Annotated in this window: 18 protein-coding genes and 1 pseudogene; 14 read left to right on the forward strand and 5 right to left on the reverse strand. The window is 73.9% G+C overall.

Going from position 1 to position 14,916, the window contains the following annotated elements; all coding sequences use genetic code 11:
- Window positions 1–106 precede the first annotated feature (106 nt).
- Window positions 107–1,384: a phosphoserine phosphatase SerB gene (gene serB / locus ACU610_RS26025; protein WP_446770579.1), complete on the forward strand. Its 1,278-nt coding sequence runs from the start codon at window positions 107–109 to the stop codon at window positions 1,382–1,384.
- On the opposite strand, the gene ACU610_RS26030 is transcribed toward serB, so the two are convergent.
- Window positions 1,381–1,980 (reverse strand): isochorismatase family protein, encoded by a 600-nt coding sequence (locus ACU610_RS26030; protein WP_446770580.1) that lies wholly within the window; start codon window positions 1,978–1,980, stop codon window positions 1,381–1,383. The genes serB and ACU610_RS26030 overlap by 4 nt on opposite strands.
- Window positions 1,981–1,998: 18 nt before the next feature.
- Window positions 1,999–3,282 carry a nicotinate phosphoribosyltransferase gene (locus ACU610_RS26035; protein ID WP_446770581.1) on the reverse strand — a complete coding sequence of 428 codons (1,284 nt, stop codon included), beginning with the start codon at window positions 3,280–3,282 and terminating at the stop codon, window positions 1,999–2,001.
- Window positions 3,283–3,346: 64 nt separating this feature from the next.
- Here ACU610_RS26035 and clpS point away from each other — a divergent pair, with 64 nt between their 5' ends.
- Both clpS and ACU610_RS26045 read left to right on the forward strand, forming a co-directional pair.
- Complete coding sequence (clpS, locus tag ACU610_RS26040; protein WP_446770582.1) at window positions 3,347–3,643, forward strand: ATP-dependent Clp protease adapter ClpS; 297 nt, start codon at window positions 3,347–3,349, stop codon at window positions 3,641–3,643.
- Window positions 3,640–4,137 (forward strand): DUF2017 family protein, encoded by a 498-nt coding sequence (locus ACU610_RS26045; RefSeq protein ID WP_446770583.1) that lies wholly within the window; start codon window positions 3,640–3,642, stop codon window positions 4,135–4,137. Before clpS ends, ACU610_RS26045 begins: the two co-directional genes overlap by 4 nt.
- Here the strand turns inward: ACU610_RS26045 and ACU610_RS26050 are convergent.
- Window positions 4,076–4,432: a hypothetical protein gene (locus tag ACU610_RS26050; RefSeq protein WP_446770584.1), complete on the reverse strand. Its 357-nt coding sequence runs from the start codon at window positions 4,430–4,432 to the stop codon at window positions 4,076–4,078. The genes ACU610_RS26045 and ACU610_RS26050 overlap by 62 nt on opposite strands.
- 103 nt (window positions 4,433–4,535) lie before the next feature.
- On the opposite strand from ACU610_RS26050, the gene ACU610_RS26055 reads away from it, so the two are divergent.
- The 7 genes and pseudogenes from ACU610_RS26055 (at window position 4,536) to ACU610_RS26085 (ending at window position 8,992) form a co-directional block, all read left to right on the forward strand.
- Window positions 4,536–5,009 carry a Mov34/MPN/PAD-1 family protein gene (locus ACU610_RS26055; RefSeq protein ID WP_446770585.1) on the forward strand — a complete coding sequence of 158 codons (474 nt, stop codon included), beginning with the start codon at window positions 4,536–4,538 and terminating at the stop codon, window positions 5,007–5,009.
- A gap of 172 nt (window positions 5,010–5,181) precedes the next feature.
- Window positions 5,182–5,460 (forward strand): ubiquitin-like small modifier protein 1, encoded by a 279-nt coding sequence (locus ACU610_RS26060; RefSeq protein WP_100500997.1) that lies wholly within the window; start codon window positions 5,182–5,184, stop codon window positions 5,458–5,460.
- A 50-nt stretch (window positions 5,461–5,510) separates the two neighbouring features.
- Window positions 5,511–6,461 (forward strand): PLP-dependent cysteine synthase family protein, encoded by a 951-nt coding sequence (locus ACU610_RS26065; protein WP_446770586.1) that lies wholly within the window; start codon window positions 5,511–5,513, stop codon window positions 6,459–6,461.
- Window positions 6,462–6,605: 144 nt separating this feature from the next.
- Window positions 6,606–7,346 carry an MBL fold metallo-hydrolase gene (locus tag ACU610_RS26070; protein WP_446770587.1) on the forward strand — a complete coding sequence of 247 codons (741 nt, stop codon included), beginning with the start codon at window positions 6,606–6,608 and terminating at the stop codon, window positions 7,344–7,346.
- Window positions 7,347–7,475: 129 nt separating this feature from the next.
- Window positions 7,476–8,432, forward strand: a complete 957-nt coding sequence (locus ACU610_RS26075; RefSeq protein ID WP_446770588.1) for a DNA polymerase domain-containing protein — start codon at window positions 7,476–7,478, stop codon at window positions 8,430–8,432.
- Window positions 8,433–8,514: 82 nt separating this feature from the next.
- Window positions 8,515–8,628: pseudogene (locus tag ACU610_RS26080) on the forward strand (DUF4262 domain-containing protein); the annotation flags it as partial.
- Window positions 8,629–8,713: 85 nt separating this feature from the next.
- Window positions 8,714–8,992 carry a DUF4262 domain-containing protein gene (locus tag ACU610_RS26085; RefSeq protein WP_446770589.1) on the forward strand — a complete coding sequence of 93 codons (279 nt, stop codon included), beginning with the start codon at window positions 8,714–8,716 and terminating at the stop codon, window positions 8,990–8,992.
- An 83-nt stretch (window positions 8,993–9,075) separates the two neighbouring features.
- On the opposite strand, the gene bcp is transcribed toward ACU610_RS26085, so the two are convergent.
- The gene (gene bcp, locus ACU610_RS26090) at window positions 9,076–9,564 is read right to left on the reverse strand and encodes a thioredoxin-dependent thiol peroxidase (RefSeq protein ID WP_446770590.1); all 489 of its coding nucleotides are present in this window, start codon (window positions 9,562–9,564) and stop codon (window positions 9,076–9,078) included.
- A 401-nt stretch (window positions 9,565–9,965) separates the two neighbouring features.
- Here bcp and ACU610_RS26095 point away from each other — a divergent pair, with 401 nt between their 5' ends.
- Window positions 9,966–10,889: a GNAT family N-acetyltransferase gene (locus ACU610_RS26095; protein WP_446770591.1), complete on the forward strand. Its 924-nt coding sequence runs from the start codon at window positions 9,966–9,968 to the stop codon at window positions 10,887–10,889.
- Between the two features lie 66 nt (window positions 10,890–10,955).
- On the opposite strand, the gene ACU610_RS26100 is transcribed toward ACU610_RS26095, so the two are convergent.
- Entirely contained in the window at window positions 10,956–11,360 is a 405-nt protein-coding gene (locus ACU610_RS26100) for a YjbQ family protein (protein ID WP_446770592.1), read from the reverse strand.
- A 62-nt stretch (window positions 11,361–11,422) separates the two neighbouring features.
- On the opposite strand from ACU610_RS26100, the gene rph reads away from it, so the two are divergent.
- From rph to ACU610_RS26115, 3 genes are all read left to right on the forward strand, one after another.
- Window positions 11,423–12,175: a ribonuclease PH gene (gene rph / locus ACU610_RS26105; RefSeq protein ID WP_446770593.1), complete on the forward strand. Its 753-nt coding sequence runs from the start codon at window positions 11,423–11,425 to the stop codon at window positions 12,173–12,175.
- Window positions 12,172–12,783 carry an RdgB/HAM1 family non-canonical purine NTP pyrophosphatase gene (rdgB, locus tag ACU610_RS26110; protein ID WP_446770594.1) on the forward strand — a complete coding sequence of 204 codons (612 nt, stop codon included), beginning with the start codon at window positions 12,172–12,174 and terminating at the stop codon, window positions 12,781–12,783. The genes rph and rdgB overlap by 4 nt, the downstream gene beginning before the upstream one ends.
- Before the next feature lie 115 nt (window positions 12,784–12,898).
- Window positions 12,899–14,890: a putative bifunctional diguanylate cyclase/phosphodiesterase gene (locus ACU610_RS26115; RefSeq protein WP_446770595.1), complete on the forward strand. Its 1,992-nt coding sequence runs from the start codon at window positions 12,899–12,901 to the stop codon at window positions 14,888–14,890.
- Window positions 14,891–14,916 lie beyond the last annotated feature (26 nt).

Genomic DNA, 14,916 nt, shown 5'->3' on the forward strand with positions numbered 1-14,916 from the left:
CGACGCCCCGTCGGCCCCGGCCGGCGGGGCGTCGCTGCGTCCGGGGGCGGGTCCCGGCCCGGACCGGTGCCAGGACGCCGGAGCGCGGTGCGGGAGGATGGCGGTCGTGCCGCCCGACCCCGCTCCTCGCACGTCACCGACCGCCGTCTCCACCCCGCGGGCGCTGCTGACCGTCTCGGGAGGCGACCGGCGGGGGGTCACCGCACGGCTGTTCGCCGCCCTCGCCGCGCCGGGGGGAGAACTCCCGCCGGTCGAGGTCGTGGACATCGAGCAGGTCGTCGTCCACGGGCAGCTCGTGCTGGGCGTCGTCGTCGGCGCGCTGCCCGCCGAGGGCGGGCCGGTGGCGGGGGACCGGTTCCTCGCCGCACTCGAACGGCTCGCCGCCGAGGTCGCGGAGGCCACCGGGGTGCGGATCCAGGTGGAGTCGGCCGCGGACGCCGGCCTCGACGCGGCCCCGGAGGGCCGCCCCCACCACGTCATCCTCCTCGGTCGCCCGGTCCCGCCGGAGGCCGTGGCCGGCGCCGCGGCGGCCATCGCGGGCCTCGGCGGCAACATCGAGGCCATCCGAAGGCTCTCGGACTACCCGGTGACCAGCTTCGAGCTGACCGTCTCCGGTGCGGAGGCCACCGAGCTGCGCACCGCCCTGGCCACCGTCGCCTCGACCAGCGACGCCGACATCGCCGTCGAGCAGGTCGGCCTGGCCCGCCGCAGCAAGCGGCTGATCGTGCTCGACGTCGACTCCACGCTGGTCCGCGGCGAGGTGATCGACGAGCTCGCCAGGCGCGCGGGGCGGGCCGCCGAGGTCGCGAGGATCACCGCCGCCGCCATGAACGGGGAGCTGGACTTCGCCCAGTCGCTGCGGGCCCGTGTGGCCGTGCTCGAGGGCCTGCCGGTCGAGGTGCTCGACGAGGTCCGCGAGGCGCTGGTGCTCACCCCGGGTGCACGCACGCTGATCCGCACGCTCAAGCGACTCGGGTTCCGCTGCGGGATCGTCAGCGGCGGCTTCACCCAGATCACCGATCCGCTCGCGGAGCAGCTCGGGCTGGACTTCGCCGCCGCCAACACCCTCGAGGTGGCCGACGGGCGGCTGACCGGCGGCCTGGTGGGGGAGATCGTCGACCGCGCCGGCAAGGCCCGCGCGCTGGCCCGCTTCGCCGACCGGTACGGCATCCCGCTGGACCAGACCGTGGCCGTCGGCGACGGCGCCAACGACCTCGACATGCTCAACGCCGCCGGGCTCGGCATCGCGTTCAACGCCAAGCCCTACGTGCGCGAGCAGGCGCACACCTCGCTCAACCAGCCCTACCTCGACGCCGTCCTGCAGGTGCTCGGCTTCACCCGCGACGAGGTGCTCGACGCGACCCCGGAGGCGCTGGTCCGCTAGCCGCTCTGCTGGTCCAGGTGGCGCACCGGCCGGTGCACCGAGCCGGACAGCTCCACCCCGGCGGCCCGCAGCCGCTCCAGGGCCGCCTCGGTGGTGGCCTCGGTCACCCCCGCGGTGAGGTGGAGCAGCACCCGCACGCCGAACCCCTCCCGGAGCGCGTCCAGCGCGGTGGCCTGCACGCAGTGGTCGGTGGTCAGCCCCGCGATGTCCACGCTGTCGACCCCCCGGGCCCGCAGCCAGTCGGCGAGGAGCAGGCCGCCGGCCCGTCCCTCGAACCCGGAGTAGGCGGCGGCGTACTCGCCCTTGTCGAACACCGCCTCGATCGGCCTCCGGTCCAGGCTCGGGTGCAGTTCCTCACCGCCGGTGCCCACGACGCAGTGCCGGGGCCAGGTGTCCACGTAGTCGGGCTCCTCGGCGAAGTGGCGTCCCGGGTCGACGTGGTGGTCCCGGGTCGCGACCACGTGCGCGTACCGCCCGGCCGTCGCCCGCATGTGCTCACCGATCTTGGCGGCGACCTCGGCGCCGCCGTCGACCGCCAGGCTCCCGCCCTCGGTGAAGTCGTTCTGCACGTCGACCACCAGCAGCGCGCGGCTCATCGCTCGACCTCCTGTCGCTCAGGCCGTCATTGTCTCGATGGCGCAGTCCCCACGGGACAGCGCGAACGCCTCCGCGGGCATCGCCTCGCGTGCCTGCTGGTGGTGCGCACGGGCGGCGGTCAGGGCCTCCCGCGGGGTGGTCGGCACGCACAGCTCCCCGCCGCGCACCAGCTCCACGATCAGCGACCGGTCACCCTCCCGGGGCAGCACCGGTTCGCTGGTCACCACCTCGGCCGTCGCGGTCCCCGAGGCGTCGTGCCGGCGGACGGCGGACTTCCGGCCGCCCACCGACGGCTTGCCCAGGGACCGCTTGGCCACCGGGACGCCGTCGCGCTCCACCAGCTTGTAGACCATGCCCATCGTCGGTGCGCCGGAGCCGGTGACCAGGGCCGTCCCGACGCCGTAGCCGTCGACCGGCGCGGCCATCAGTCCGGCGATCGCGTACTCGTCGAGGTCGCTGGTGACGATGATCTTCGTGCCGGTCGCGCCGAGCTCGTCGAGCAGCTCGCGGGCGTGGGCGGCGAGCGTGGGCAGGTCGCCGGAGTCCAGCCGGATGGCGCCGAGCTCCGGGCCGGCGACCTTCACCGCGGTGCGGATGCCCTGGTCGACGTCGTAGGTGTCCACCAGCAGCGTCGTGCCGGCGCCGAGCGTGGCGACCTGGGCGCGGAAGGCCGACTCCTCGTCGTCGTGCAGCAGCGTGAAGGCGTGCGCGCTGGTGCCGGTCGTCGGGATCCCGTACCGGTGGCCGGCCTCGAGGTTGGAGGTCGCGCTAAAGCCCACGAGGTACGCGGCCCGGGCGGCGGCGACCGCGGCCTGCTCGTGCGTGCGCCGCGAGCCCATCTCGATGCACGGCCGCTCGCAGGCCGCGGTGACCATCCGGGCCGCGGCGGAGGCGATCGCGCTGTCGTGGTTGAGCACCGAGAGCACCAGCGTCTCCAGCACCACTCCCTCGGCGAACGGCGCGCGGACGGTCAGCACGGGGGAGCCGGGGAAGAACAGCTCGCCCTCGGCGTAGCCGTCGACGTCCCCGCTGAACCGGAACCCGGCCAGCCAGTCCAGGAGCCGGGAGTCGGTGAGCCCCTGGTCGCGCAGCGCGGCGAGGTCCTCGTCGGTGAACCGGAAGTCCGGCAGCGCCTGGAGCAGCCGGTTGGTGCCGGCCAGCACGCCGTACCGCCGCCCGTGCGGGAGCCGCCGGGCGAAGACCTCGAACACGCAGTCGCGGTCGGCGGTGCCGTCGGCCAGGGCTGCGGCGACCATGGTCAGCTCGTACCGGTCGGTGAGCAGGGCGGGACCCGTCGGCATGGTCCCGGAGCCTAGGCGGGGCCGCGCAGGTCCACCGCCCGAGCGGGTCTCCTACAGTGGAGCCGTGGCCGGACCACTCGCGCCGACACGGACGCCGGAGGAGACCGTCGAGGAGCACGGCGACCTCGACCGGCCCTGGGTCACCATCGTCTGGAACGACCCGGTCAACCTCATGACCTACGTGACCTACGTGCTGCAGGAGCTGTTCGGCTACGACGAGCCGACGGCGACCACGCTCATGCTGCAGGTGCACGAGGAGGGCCGGGCGGTCGTGAGCTCCGGCCCGCGGGAGAAGATGGAGCACGACACCAGTCGGCTGCACGCCTACGGCCTGTGGGCCAGCTACCAGCAGGACGCATGAGGCCGTTCCGCCGCAAGGGGGAGGAGCTGGTGGCCCGGTTCGAGCCGGCCGAGGCCCACATCCTCGCGCTCCTGCTCGACCAGCTCGAGCAACTGCTCACCGCCGACGCCGAGGACGTCGCCGGCGACCCGGTGCTCGACCGGCTGCTGCCCGCCGGCCACCGCAGCGACCCGGAGCTGGCCGCCGACTACCGCGAGCTGACCGAGTCCTCGCTGCGCGCGGGCAAGGCCGACGACCTGGCCACGGTCCGCGCCAGCCTGCCGCCGGACGGCGGGACCGTGCGACTGGACCCCGAGCAGGCGACCGCGTGGCTGCGCACCAGCAACGACCTGCGCCTGGCGCTCGGCACCCGGCTCGACGTCCAGGAGGACACCGAGCCGCCGGAGGACCTCGCCAGCGAAGAGGGGCAGCAGCTGGCCGTCTACTACTGGCTCACCGGGCTGCAGGGGTCGCTCGTCGACGCACTCGCCGCCGGTCGCGCCGGCCGAAGGTGAGCACGACCAGCACCGCGATCAGCAGGTCGAGGACGGAGAACACCGCCACCAGGCCCGGCATCTGCAGGTCCCGCACGATCGCACCGACGGCGCTGACGAGGACGACGAGCGAGAGCGCACCCAGCAGGAGCAGCGTCAGCAGCCGGCCGGTGACCAGCAGCACCAGGGAGATCCGGTCCGCGGTGACGTCGCTGCTGTAGCGGCCGCTGCGACGGCGCAGTCCGACCGCCCCGCGCAGCAGCGCGGGCACCGCCACGGCCAGCACCCCGGCGATCATCAGCAGCTCCAGGACCACGAACGGGCACCGTATCGGAGCACGGACCCCTGCCCCCCGCCCCGCGCCAGCTCCGGGCGGGACCCTGCAGGGGGCCGTCGGCGGGCCGCCTAGACTGACAGGCGTGCTGCGCATCGACCGCGCGACCTACGACGCCATCGTGGCCCACGCCCGGGAGGACCACCCGGACGAGGCCTGTGGCGTCGTCGCCGGTCCCGAGGGCAGCGACCGCCCCGAGCGCTTCATCCCGATGCTGAACGCCGCGCGGTCGCCCACGTTCTACGAGTTCGACTCCGCCGACCTGCTGCGGCTGTACCGGGAGATGGACGACCGGGACGAGGAGCCGGTGGTCATCTACCACTCGCACACCGCCACCGAGGCGTACCCCTCGCGGACCGACATCAGCTACGCCTCGGAGCCGAACGCGCACTACGTCCTGGTGTCCACCCGCCACCACGGGACCCGGACCGGTCTCGCCGGCGACGAGGTCGAGTTCCGCAGCTTCCGCATCGTCGACGGCGTCGTCACCGAGGAGGACGTCGAGGTCGTCGAGTCCTACCTGTTCGGCCACTCGCCGACCACCGTCGTCTACGACTGAAGAACGACCCCGTCCCGAGGCTCGCCCCGAGCGTGCGAGGGGTGAGGAGGACGGGGTCCTTCTGGGGGCCGCCCAGGAATGCCCCACGTCGAGCGGGTGTTCCCCCGACCAGACGCACGTCCCGCTGCGCCCGCGCAGCAGCAACCCCGAATCCCGAGGAGAACGACACGCCATGGCCATCGAGGTCCGGATCCCGACCATCCTGCGCACCCACACCGGCGGCAACAAGACCGTCGAGGGCAACGGGGACACCCTGGCCGCGCTCGTCGACGACCTCGACGCCAAGCACCCGGGTCTGAAGAACCGCCTCGTCACCGAGGAGGGCAAACTGCACCGCTTCGTGAACGTCTACGTCAACGACGAGGACGTGCGCTTCACCGGTGCGCTGGACACCCAGGTCAAGGACGGCGACTCGGTCACCATCCTCCCGGCGGTCGCCGGCGGCTGCTGAGCGCCCGTCGCTCGCAGCACCCCCGTCCGTCTCCCGGAAGAGCACTCCCGATGGCCCGCTTCGCCTCCCTCGTCGACTCGCTCGGCAACACCCCGCTCGTGGGGCTGCCGAACCTGTCGCCGTCCCCTGACGTCCGGCTGTGGGCCAAGCTCGAGGACCACAACCCCACCGGGTCGATCAAGGACCGGGCCGCCATCTCGATGATCGAGGCGGCGGAGAAGGAGGGGAAGCTCAAGCCGGGCGACACCATCCTCGAGCCGACCAGCGGGAACACCGGGATCTCGCTGGCGATGGTGGCCCGGCAGCGCGGCTACCGGCTGATCTGCGTGATGCCGGAGAACACCTCGGTCGAGCGACGCCAGCTGCTGGAGATGTACGGCGCGCAGATCATCAGCTCCCCGGCGGCCGGCGGCTCCAACCAGGCCGTCGCCGTCGCCAAGGGACTGGCCGCCGAGCACGACGACTGGGTGATGCTGTACCAGTACGGCAACCCGGCCAACGCCGAGGCGCACTACACCGGCACCGGCCCGGAGATCCTCGCCGACCTGCCCTCCATCACCCACTTCGTCGCGGGCCTGGGCACCACCGGCACGCTCATGGGCGTCTCCCGCTTCCTGCGCGAGAAGAAGCCCGAGGTGCGGGTCATCGCGGCCGAACCGCGCTACGGCGAGCTGGTCTACGGGCTGCGCAACATCGACGAGGGGTTCGTGCCCGAGCTCTACGACCCGACGTTGCTAGACTCCCGGTTCAGCGTGGGGCCGCAGGACGCCGTCCGCCGCACCCGGCAGCTGGTCGAGCAGGAGGGCATCTTCGCCGGCATCTCGACCGGCGCGATCCTGCACGCCGCCCTGGGCATCGCCGACAAGGAGGTCGCGGCCGGCCGCAAGGCCGACATCGTCTTCATCGTCTGCGACGGCGGCTGGAAGTACCTGTCCACCGGTGCCTACGCCGGCACGCTGGAGGAGGCGACCTCCGCGCTCGAGGGCCAGCTCTGGGCGTGAGCGAGCTCGCGAGCTCACGGGTGGGCAGAGCAGCCCGGGCGAACGCCTTCGACGAGCGCCAGCGAGGAGAGGCGTGAGCCCGGTCTCCCGGCCCCTGCGGTTAGCCTGACCTGCGTCATTGGCGTCGCGGCAGGGGGCGGTCGGGTGAGGGTCACGGTGGTCGGCTGCTCGGGCAGCGGTCCGGGGCCGACGTCCCCTGCGTCGTCCTACCTCGTGGAGCACGACGGCTTCCGTGTGCTGCTGGACCTGGGCAACGGGGCCTTCGGGACGCTGCAGGCCCTCGCCGACCCGGCCACGGTCGATGCGCTGTACCTCTCGCACCTGCACGCCGACCACTGCCTCGACGTCGCGCCCTTCATCGTCTGGCACCGGTACTCCGGACGCTCCCGGCGGCAGCCGGTCCCCCTCTACGCCCCGGTGGGCGCCGACCGGCGGCTGGCTGCGGCGTACTACGGGGACGGCGCGCCGCTGGAGGACGTCTTCGACTTCGCCGTCCTCACCGGGGCGCCGTTCGACCTCGGGCCCTTCCAGGTGCAGACGGTGCGCACCGCCCACCCGGTCGAGTGCCACGCCGTCCGGCTGACCGCCGGCGGCCGGTCGCTGGTCTACACGGGCGACACCGGCGCCAGCACCGCCGTCGTCGAGCTGGCACGCGGCGCCGACGTCCTGCTCGCCGAGGCCGCGCACCCCGACGTCCCCGGCCTCCCCCCGGGCCTGCACCTGAGCGGCCGGGAGGCCGGCGAGCACGCCGCCGCGGCCGGCGTCGGGCGGTTGCTCCTCACTCACGTGCCGGCCTGGGTCGACCGGACGGCGCAGCTGGCGTCGGCCCGGGCGGTCTTCCCCGCGGCCGAGCTGGTCGAGCCCGGCGCCACCTACGACGTCTGAGAAAGGCCCCCGTCCTCCTCACCCTGCGCTGGCTCAGGGCGGTGCCCTGGACGGGGCCGCCGTCCTCCCCGCCCCTCGCAGGCTGACCTCCCACTTGCCCGGCGGTGCGTGGCCGGGCACGGTGGGCCGGTGGTCGACGACGAACGGGACGGCGTCCGGCTGACCAGCCTCGATGCCCCGCTGGGTGACGGGCTGGAGGTCACCAAGGGCGAACTCGTCGACCACCTGGACGCGTTCGCCGACCGGCTGGTGCCCCAGCTGGCCGGCCGGCCGCTGTCGGTGAAGCGCGTGCGGCCCGGCCAGGAGCCGTTCATGCAGCGCAACGTCCCCAAGGGCGCCCCGGACTGGGTGCGCACCGTCCCCGTCTGGTCCTTCGGCGCGCACCGGGAGGTGCACCAGGTGCTCTGCGACGACCGCCGCACGCTGCTCTGGCTGGCCAACCAGCGGGCGGTCGAGTTCCACGTCCCCTTCTTCGTCGCGGGGGCCGAGGCCGAGCCGACCGGCATCGTGCTCGACCTCGACCCGCCGGAGGGGGCCGACTTCGACGTGGTGGTGCAGGCCGCGGAGCTCGTACGGCGTGCGCTGACCGACGCCGGGCTCGCCGGAGCGGTGAAGACCAGCGGGTCCAAGGGGGTGCACGTCGTCGTCCCGGTGCGGGGGGTGCCGCCCGAGGACGCCGCCGCCGCGACCCGTGCCCTGGCCGCTCGTGCCGCCGCGCTCGACCCGGACCTGGCCACGACCGCCTACATCCGCGAGGACCGGCACGGCCGGGTGTTCCTCGACTCCACCCGCTCGGGCTCCTCGACGATCGTGGCCGCCTACAGCCCGCGCATCCGTCCGGGCCTGCCGGTGTCGGCGCCGGTGTCCTGGGAGGACCTGCCGTCGGTGCAACCCGGCGACGTGACCGTCCGGACGGCGCCGGAGCGGCTGGGGGACGGCGACCCGTGGCGGGCGCTGCTTCCCGACCGGCAGGAGCTGCCCGCCGACCTGGTCGCCGAGGGCCACACCATCCCAGTCGCCCGCGTGCAGGCCATGCACGAGGGCCGCCGCCGCGCCCGCGCCCGGCGCGCGGAGGCCGGGGACTGACGGTCCACGGCTCCCTCCACAGCGGACGGCGGCGTCCACAGCCCTCCGGCAGCGCGGCGCACCGCCCGGGCAGGCTCCGCGCATGCCCCTCGACCCGCAGACGACGGCCCGGCTCGACCAGGACGCACACCTCACCCGGGTGATCCGGCAGCACCGCTGGGCGGTGCAGTACGTCGGCTCCGGCGAGGACGACGAGCCCCCCTTCGGCTACACCATCGGGCTGTTCGGGCTCGGCCACCCGAGCTGGTGCTGTCGGGCTGGGCATCGACACCACCCACGGCGTGCTGCAGCGGGTGGCCGAGGAGGTCGCCGCCGGTCGCGACCTGGTGCCCGGCGAGCTGGTCGCCTGGGACGACCGGCCCGGTCGGCTCCACGTCGAGACCTCACCCAACCCGGGCGAGGTGGTGCTGGGCGCCAACCGCTTCTACCAGCGGCCACCGGAGTACTCGGTGCCGGCGTTCCAGCTGGCCTGGAGCCACGCCGACGGGCACTTCCCCTGGGAGGAGGGCTACCCGTGCGGGCCGGGGCGCCCGCCGCGGCCCGGCACCTGGCGGGCGTGAACGGCGGCCCCCCCAGGTCACGCTGGCCACCCTCCAGGGTCCCGCGCCGAGCGTGCGAGGCGGGGGGGAAGGGTGGTCCTCTTTCAGTCCAGGCCGAGGTCGCGGCGCAGCTTGGCGACGTGCCCGGTGGCCTTGACGTTGTAGGCGGCCTTCTCGATGCGGCCCTCGGCGTCGACGACGAAGGTCGACCGGATCACGCCCACGACCTCCTTGCCGTACAGCTTCTTGGTCCCGTACGCGCCGTAGGCGGCCAGCACCCGCTGCTCCGGGTCGGAGAGCAGCGTGATCCGCAGCCCCTCCTTCTCGCGGAAGCGCAGCAGCTTCTCCGCCGGGTCGGGGGAGATGCCGATGATGTCCAGGCCCGCCTCGGCCAGGTCGCCGGCGGCGGCGGTGAAGTCGACGGCCTGCGTGGTGCAGCCCGGCGTCATGGCCGCGGGATAGCAGTAGACGATCACCCGGCGGCCGCGGTAGCTGGCGAGCGACACCGGGTTGCCGTCGGCGTCGGGCAGCGTGAACTCCGGCGCGGGGTCACCGGGGGCCAGGCGGACGGGGGCGACGTCGGTGTCGGTCACACCACCATCCTGCCGTGTGGGGGAAGCGGCGATCCACGGGGCACGCCTGTCCCGGGGACAGCCGCGCGATGACCCCGGCCCGGCTCCCACGCCTCGGTCCGTTCCCCCGCTGCGATGCTCCCGGGGTCGTCCGCCGGTGATGAGTGCGGCAGCAAGGGGGATCCGGGTCGGAGGGTCGGGCTGGAGCGACCAGCACCTTGCTCGGCAGCACCGGCGCTTGCATGGCGGTGCCCACCCGCACCGTGTGAGCCGGAAGCCTCTGGTGCCACCGGACCGCGGGGAGGAGGGTCCATCCGCCGTGCCCCGGGCGCGGCACGGCGCGAGGAGTCGGGGACGAGCCCTCCTCCACCACGGACGGCCCTGGAGTCACCGTGCGAGCAACGAACGTGACGGTGCGACCGATGACGGTCGATGACTTCGACGACGCCGACCGGATCATGCGGACAGCCTTCGGGACCTTTCTCGGGCTGCCCGACCCGGCGTCCTTCGGTGGTGACAGCGAGTACGTCCGCACCCGCGGGCAGTCGGCCAACGTCTCTGCCTTCGTCGCCGAGAAGGACGGGCAGATCCTCGGGTCGAACCTGGTGACCCGGTGGGGCAGCTTCGCGTTCTTCGGGCCGTTGACAGTCGACCCGGCGTGCTGGGACTCGGGCATCGGCAGCAGGCTGATGGAGCCGGTCGTCGACCTGCTCGACGGCTGGGACGTGAGCCTGGCCGGGCTGTTCACCTTCCCGCACAGCGTCAAGCACATCGGCCTCTACCACCGGTTCGGTTTCTACCCACGGGCCCTGAGCGCGCTCGTGCAGCGCAGCGTGACCACCGGCGAACCACGGACCCCACCACGAGCGCAACGGCTCTCCGCGGTGACCGACCCCGACCGGCCGGAGCTCGTCCGCGGGACGGCCGAGCTGACCTCCGCCGTCTACCCGGGCCTGGACCTGACCGGCGAGATCGACGAGCTGCTGCGGCTCGGCCTCGGGGACGTCGTCGTCACCGTCGACGACACCGGGGTGACCGCTCTCGCCGTCTGTCACCTCGGCGCCGGAACGGAAGCCGGCGGCGGTACGTGCTACGTCAAGTTCGGCGCCGTCCGCCCGGGCGCTCCGGCCGACGAACTGTTGACCCTGCTCCGCGCCTGCGATGCCCTGGCCGCCGACCACGGCCTCGCCGCCGTGCTCGCCGGGGTCAACACCGCGCGCACGGTGGCCTACGACGCGATGCTCGACGACGGCTTCCGGCCGGCGATGTACGGGTTGGCGATGCACCGGCCGAATAACCCCGGCTTCAGCCGTCCCTCCGACCTGGTCCTCGACGACTGGCGCTGACCGCCGACCGCGGTGCGGTGCTGGCAGGTGACGTCATCGCGCGGCGGACGACCAGAGTCGGGTTCGTCAGGCGGCGATGAACGACAGCCGGACGTGCCGCTGCGGGTTGTCGGTGTTGGTGTCCACCAGGCAGATCCGCTGCCAGGTGCCCAGCTGCATCCGGCCCTCCAGGACCGGGACGCTCGCGTGCGGCGGGACGAGCGCCGGCAGCACGTGGTCACGGCCGTGCCCCTTGCTGCCGTGCCGGTGTCGCCAGCGCTCGTCCCGGGGGAGGAGGACGTCGAGCTGGGCCAGCAGGTCGTCGTCACTGCCCGAACCGGTCTCGATGATGGCCAGGCCCGCGGTCGCGTGCGGCACGAAGACGTGCAGGAGCCCGTCGCCCTCGGTGCCCACGAACTCGGCGCACTCGTCGGTGAGGTCGACCACGGTGGGCACACCCCCGGTCCGGACCGTCCGCAGCTCTGATCGCATGGCGGTGCTCCTGCCCAGCCGGGCCAGGGGGCACGCGGACGCCCGCACTACTGTCGGCGGACGTGACCACGACCTCGGCGAAGCCTCGCCCCGACGGCCGGGCGGCCGACCAGCTCCGTCCCGTGACGATCACCCGCAACTGGCTCGACCACGCCGAGGGCTCGGTGCTGGTGGAGTTCGGCCGCACCCGCGTCCTCTGCGCGGCCAGCGTCACCGAGGGGGTGCCGCGCTGGCGCAAGGGCTCGGGCCTGGGCTGGGTCACCGCCGAGTACTCCATGCTGCCGCGGGCCACCCACACCCGCAGCGACCGCGAGTCGGTCAAGGGCCGCATCGGTGGGCGCACCCACGAGATCAGCCGGCTCATCGGCCGCTCGCTGCGGGCGTCGATCGACCTGGCGGCGCTCGGCGAGAACAGCATCGCGATCGACTGCGACGTCCTGCAGGCCGACGGAGGAACCCGGACCGCGGCGATCACCGGCGCCTACGTCGCCCTCGCCGACGCCGTCTCGTGGCTCGGCGAGCGGAAGAAACTGGCCAGGACGAACGCGATCGTGCAGTCGGTGGCAGCGGTGAGCGTCGGCGTCGTCGACGGGCAGCCGCGGCTGGACCTCGCCTACGAGGAGGACGTCCGCGCCGGCACCGACATGAACGTCGTCTGCACCGGCGACGGCAGTTTCGTCGAGGTCCAGGGCACCGCGGAGAACGGCGTGTTCGACCGCGCCACGCTCGACGCGCTGCTGGACCTGGCGGTCGGCGGGTGCGCCGAGCTGACCCGCATCCAGACCGAGGCGCTGCAGCAGGCCGGTCTCCGATGAGCGACCGCCTGCTGCTGGCCACCCGGAACGCCGGCAAGCTCGCCGAACTGAAGCGGCTGCTGGAGAGCGCCGTCCCCGGGGTCGCCGTGGTCGGCCTGCGCGACGTCCCGGAGTACCCGGAGGCGCCGGAGACCGGCGCGACGTTCGCGGAGAACGCGCTGCTCAAGGCCCGCGAGGCGGTCCGGTACACCGGGCTGCCGGCGGTCGCCGACGACTCCGGCCTGACCGTCGACGCGCTCAACGGGATGCCCGGCGTCCTCTCGGCGCGCTGGTCGGGCCGGCACGGGGACGACGCCGCGAACACCGCGCTGCTGCTCGGGCAGCTGGCCGACGTGCCCGACGAGCGTCGCGGCGGGGCGTTCGTGTGCGCGGCCGCGGTCGTCACGCCGGACGGCGCCGAGCGGGTGCTCGAGCGGTCGTGGCGCGGACGGGTGGTCCGGGAGCCGCGGGGCACCAACGGCTTCGGCTACGACCCGGTGTTCCTCCCCGACGGGCTGGAGCGCACCGCCGCCGAGCTCACCGCGGCGGAGAAAGACGCGCGCAGCCACCGCGGCCAGGCCTTCGCCGCGCTGGTCCCGCTGGTCGCGGAGCTGCTCGGCCGGTCCTGACCCCCCGCTCACCCCTCGGGGGGACGAGCGCGGCTGCCGACTGCAGCCGACCGGGCGGACACCCGATCCCCGTCGCGACACCCGCACCGGGCGGGTAGAGCGACGACGAGGGACCATGCACCGCAGCCGTTGGCCCAGCCGTACCGCCGCCCAGCGCCTGCCCACGACCCGGGCACGGCGCGGCCCGCGGTCGTCGACCCACGCCGCGACCGCCGGCCTGGTCGTCGTCCTGCTGGTGCTCACCGCCTTCTCGGTGACCGCAGCGGTGACCAACGCCCGGGCCTCGGCGGACGTCGAGGGCAGCGCCAGGGTCTCGGAGTGGTCCAAGACGGCCGAGCGCTCGCTGATGTGGCAGGAGGAGCTGGTCGACCGGCTCGCGGTCGCACCGGACGCCGAGCTCCGCGCCGCGTACGAGGAGACCCGCGCGGCCACCCGCACGGCCATCGAGGCGATGGGCTCCGTCGGGGCCGACCACCACGACCACCCGGTCGGGGAGTGGCTGCGGCTGCACGCCCGCTACGAGCACGCGGTCCGGATGCTCCTGGCCGCCGCTGCGGGAGACCGTGGCATCGCCGAGGAGTTCGAGGACGCCTACGTCGACCCCCACTTCGACGCGCTCCGGGACGAGATCCAGGCGGAGGCAGAGCGGCACTGGGCCGAGGTCGGCGAGTCGCTGGAGTTCATGCGGGACGTCCAGCAGGTCCTGCTCGTCGCCACGCCGGTGCTCTTCGGCGTCGGCCTCGCACTGGTCGCCTGGTTCACCCTGGTCCTCACCCGCAGCCGGCGCGAGACCGCGGCGCAGGCCGAGCGCAACCGCCAGCAGGCACTGCACGACACGCTGACCGGGCTGCCCAACCGCACCCTGCTGCGCCGGCGCGCGGACGACGCGCTGGCCGGTCCGGACGGCGGCGCGGTGGGGCTGGTGCTCATCGACCTGGACCGGTTCAAGGAGATCAACGACACCCTCGGCCACGCCCACGGCGACGTCGTCCTGCAGGTGGTCGCCGACCGGCTGCGTGCCACGGTCCGCGGCACCGACACGGTGGCGCGGCTCGGCGGTGACGAGTTCGCCATCCTGCTGCCGAGCGTGGCCGACGAGGAGTCCGCGCAGCTGCTGGCGGTCCGCGCGCTGGCCGCGCTGGAGGCGCCCATCGAGGTCAGGGGCGTTGCGCTGGACGTCGACGCCAGCATCGGCGTCGCGCTGTCCGGCCCGCAGGGGGACGACGTCGAGTCGCTGCTGCAGAACGCCGACATCGCGATGTACTCGGCCAAGGACCGGGGCCTGGGGGTCTGCGTCTACGACGACTCGCTCAACGACCACACCCCCGAGCGGTTGGGTCTGCTCGGCCAGCTGCGCCGGGCGATCGACACCGGCGAGCTGGTCCTGCACTACCAGCCGAAGGTCGCGCTGCCCGGTGCCGACGTCTGCGGTGTCGAGGCGCTGGTGCGCTGGGCGCACCCGCAGCGCGGTCTGGTCCCGCCCGGCGACTTCATCCCGCTCGCCGAGCGGACGCCGCTCATCCGGCCGCTGACCCGGTACGTGCTGGACGCCGCCCTGGAGCAGTGCGCCCGGTGGCGAGAGGCCGGCCGGGTGCTGACCGTGGCGGTCAACGTCTCGGCGCGCAACCTCCTCGACGAGCACTTCGTCGAGGAGGTGCAGGAGCGGCTGGCACGCTGGCGGGTGCCGGCGTCCTGCCTGGAGCTCGAGGTCACCGAGAGCGCGATCACCGGCGACCCGGACCGGGCCCGGCGGATCCTCACCGGGCTGGCCGACCGCGGCGTCACCCTCTCGATCGACGACTTCGGCGCCGGCTACACGTCCCTGGCGCAGCTGAAGGACCTGCCGGTGCACCAGCTGAAGATCGACCGCTCGTTCGTCGCGTCGATGGCGGCCGACCCGAGCAACGCGCTCATCGTGCGGTCGGTGGTCGAGCTCGGGCACAACCTCGGCCTGACCACCGTCGCCGAGGGCGTCGAGGACGAGGTGACCTGGGACAGCCTGGGCGCGATGGGCTGCGACGTGGCCCAGGGCCACCACGTGTGCCGGCCGATGGCCGCCGAGCAGCTCGAGGTCTGGTTCGACGCGACACTCCCGATCCGGGCCTGAACGCACGGACGCCCGCGGCCCCGGTG

This window comes from Geodermatophilus sp. URMC 61 (assembly GCF_052931555.1).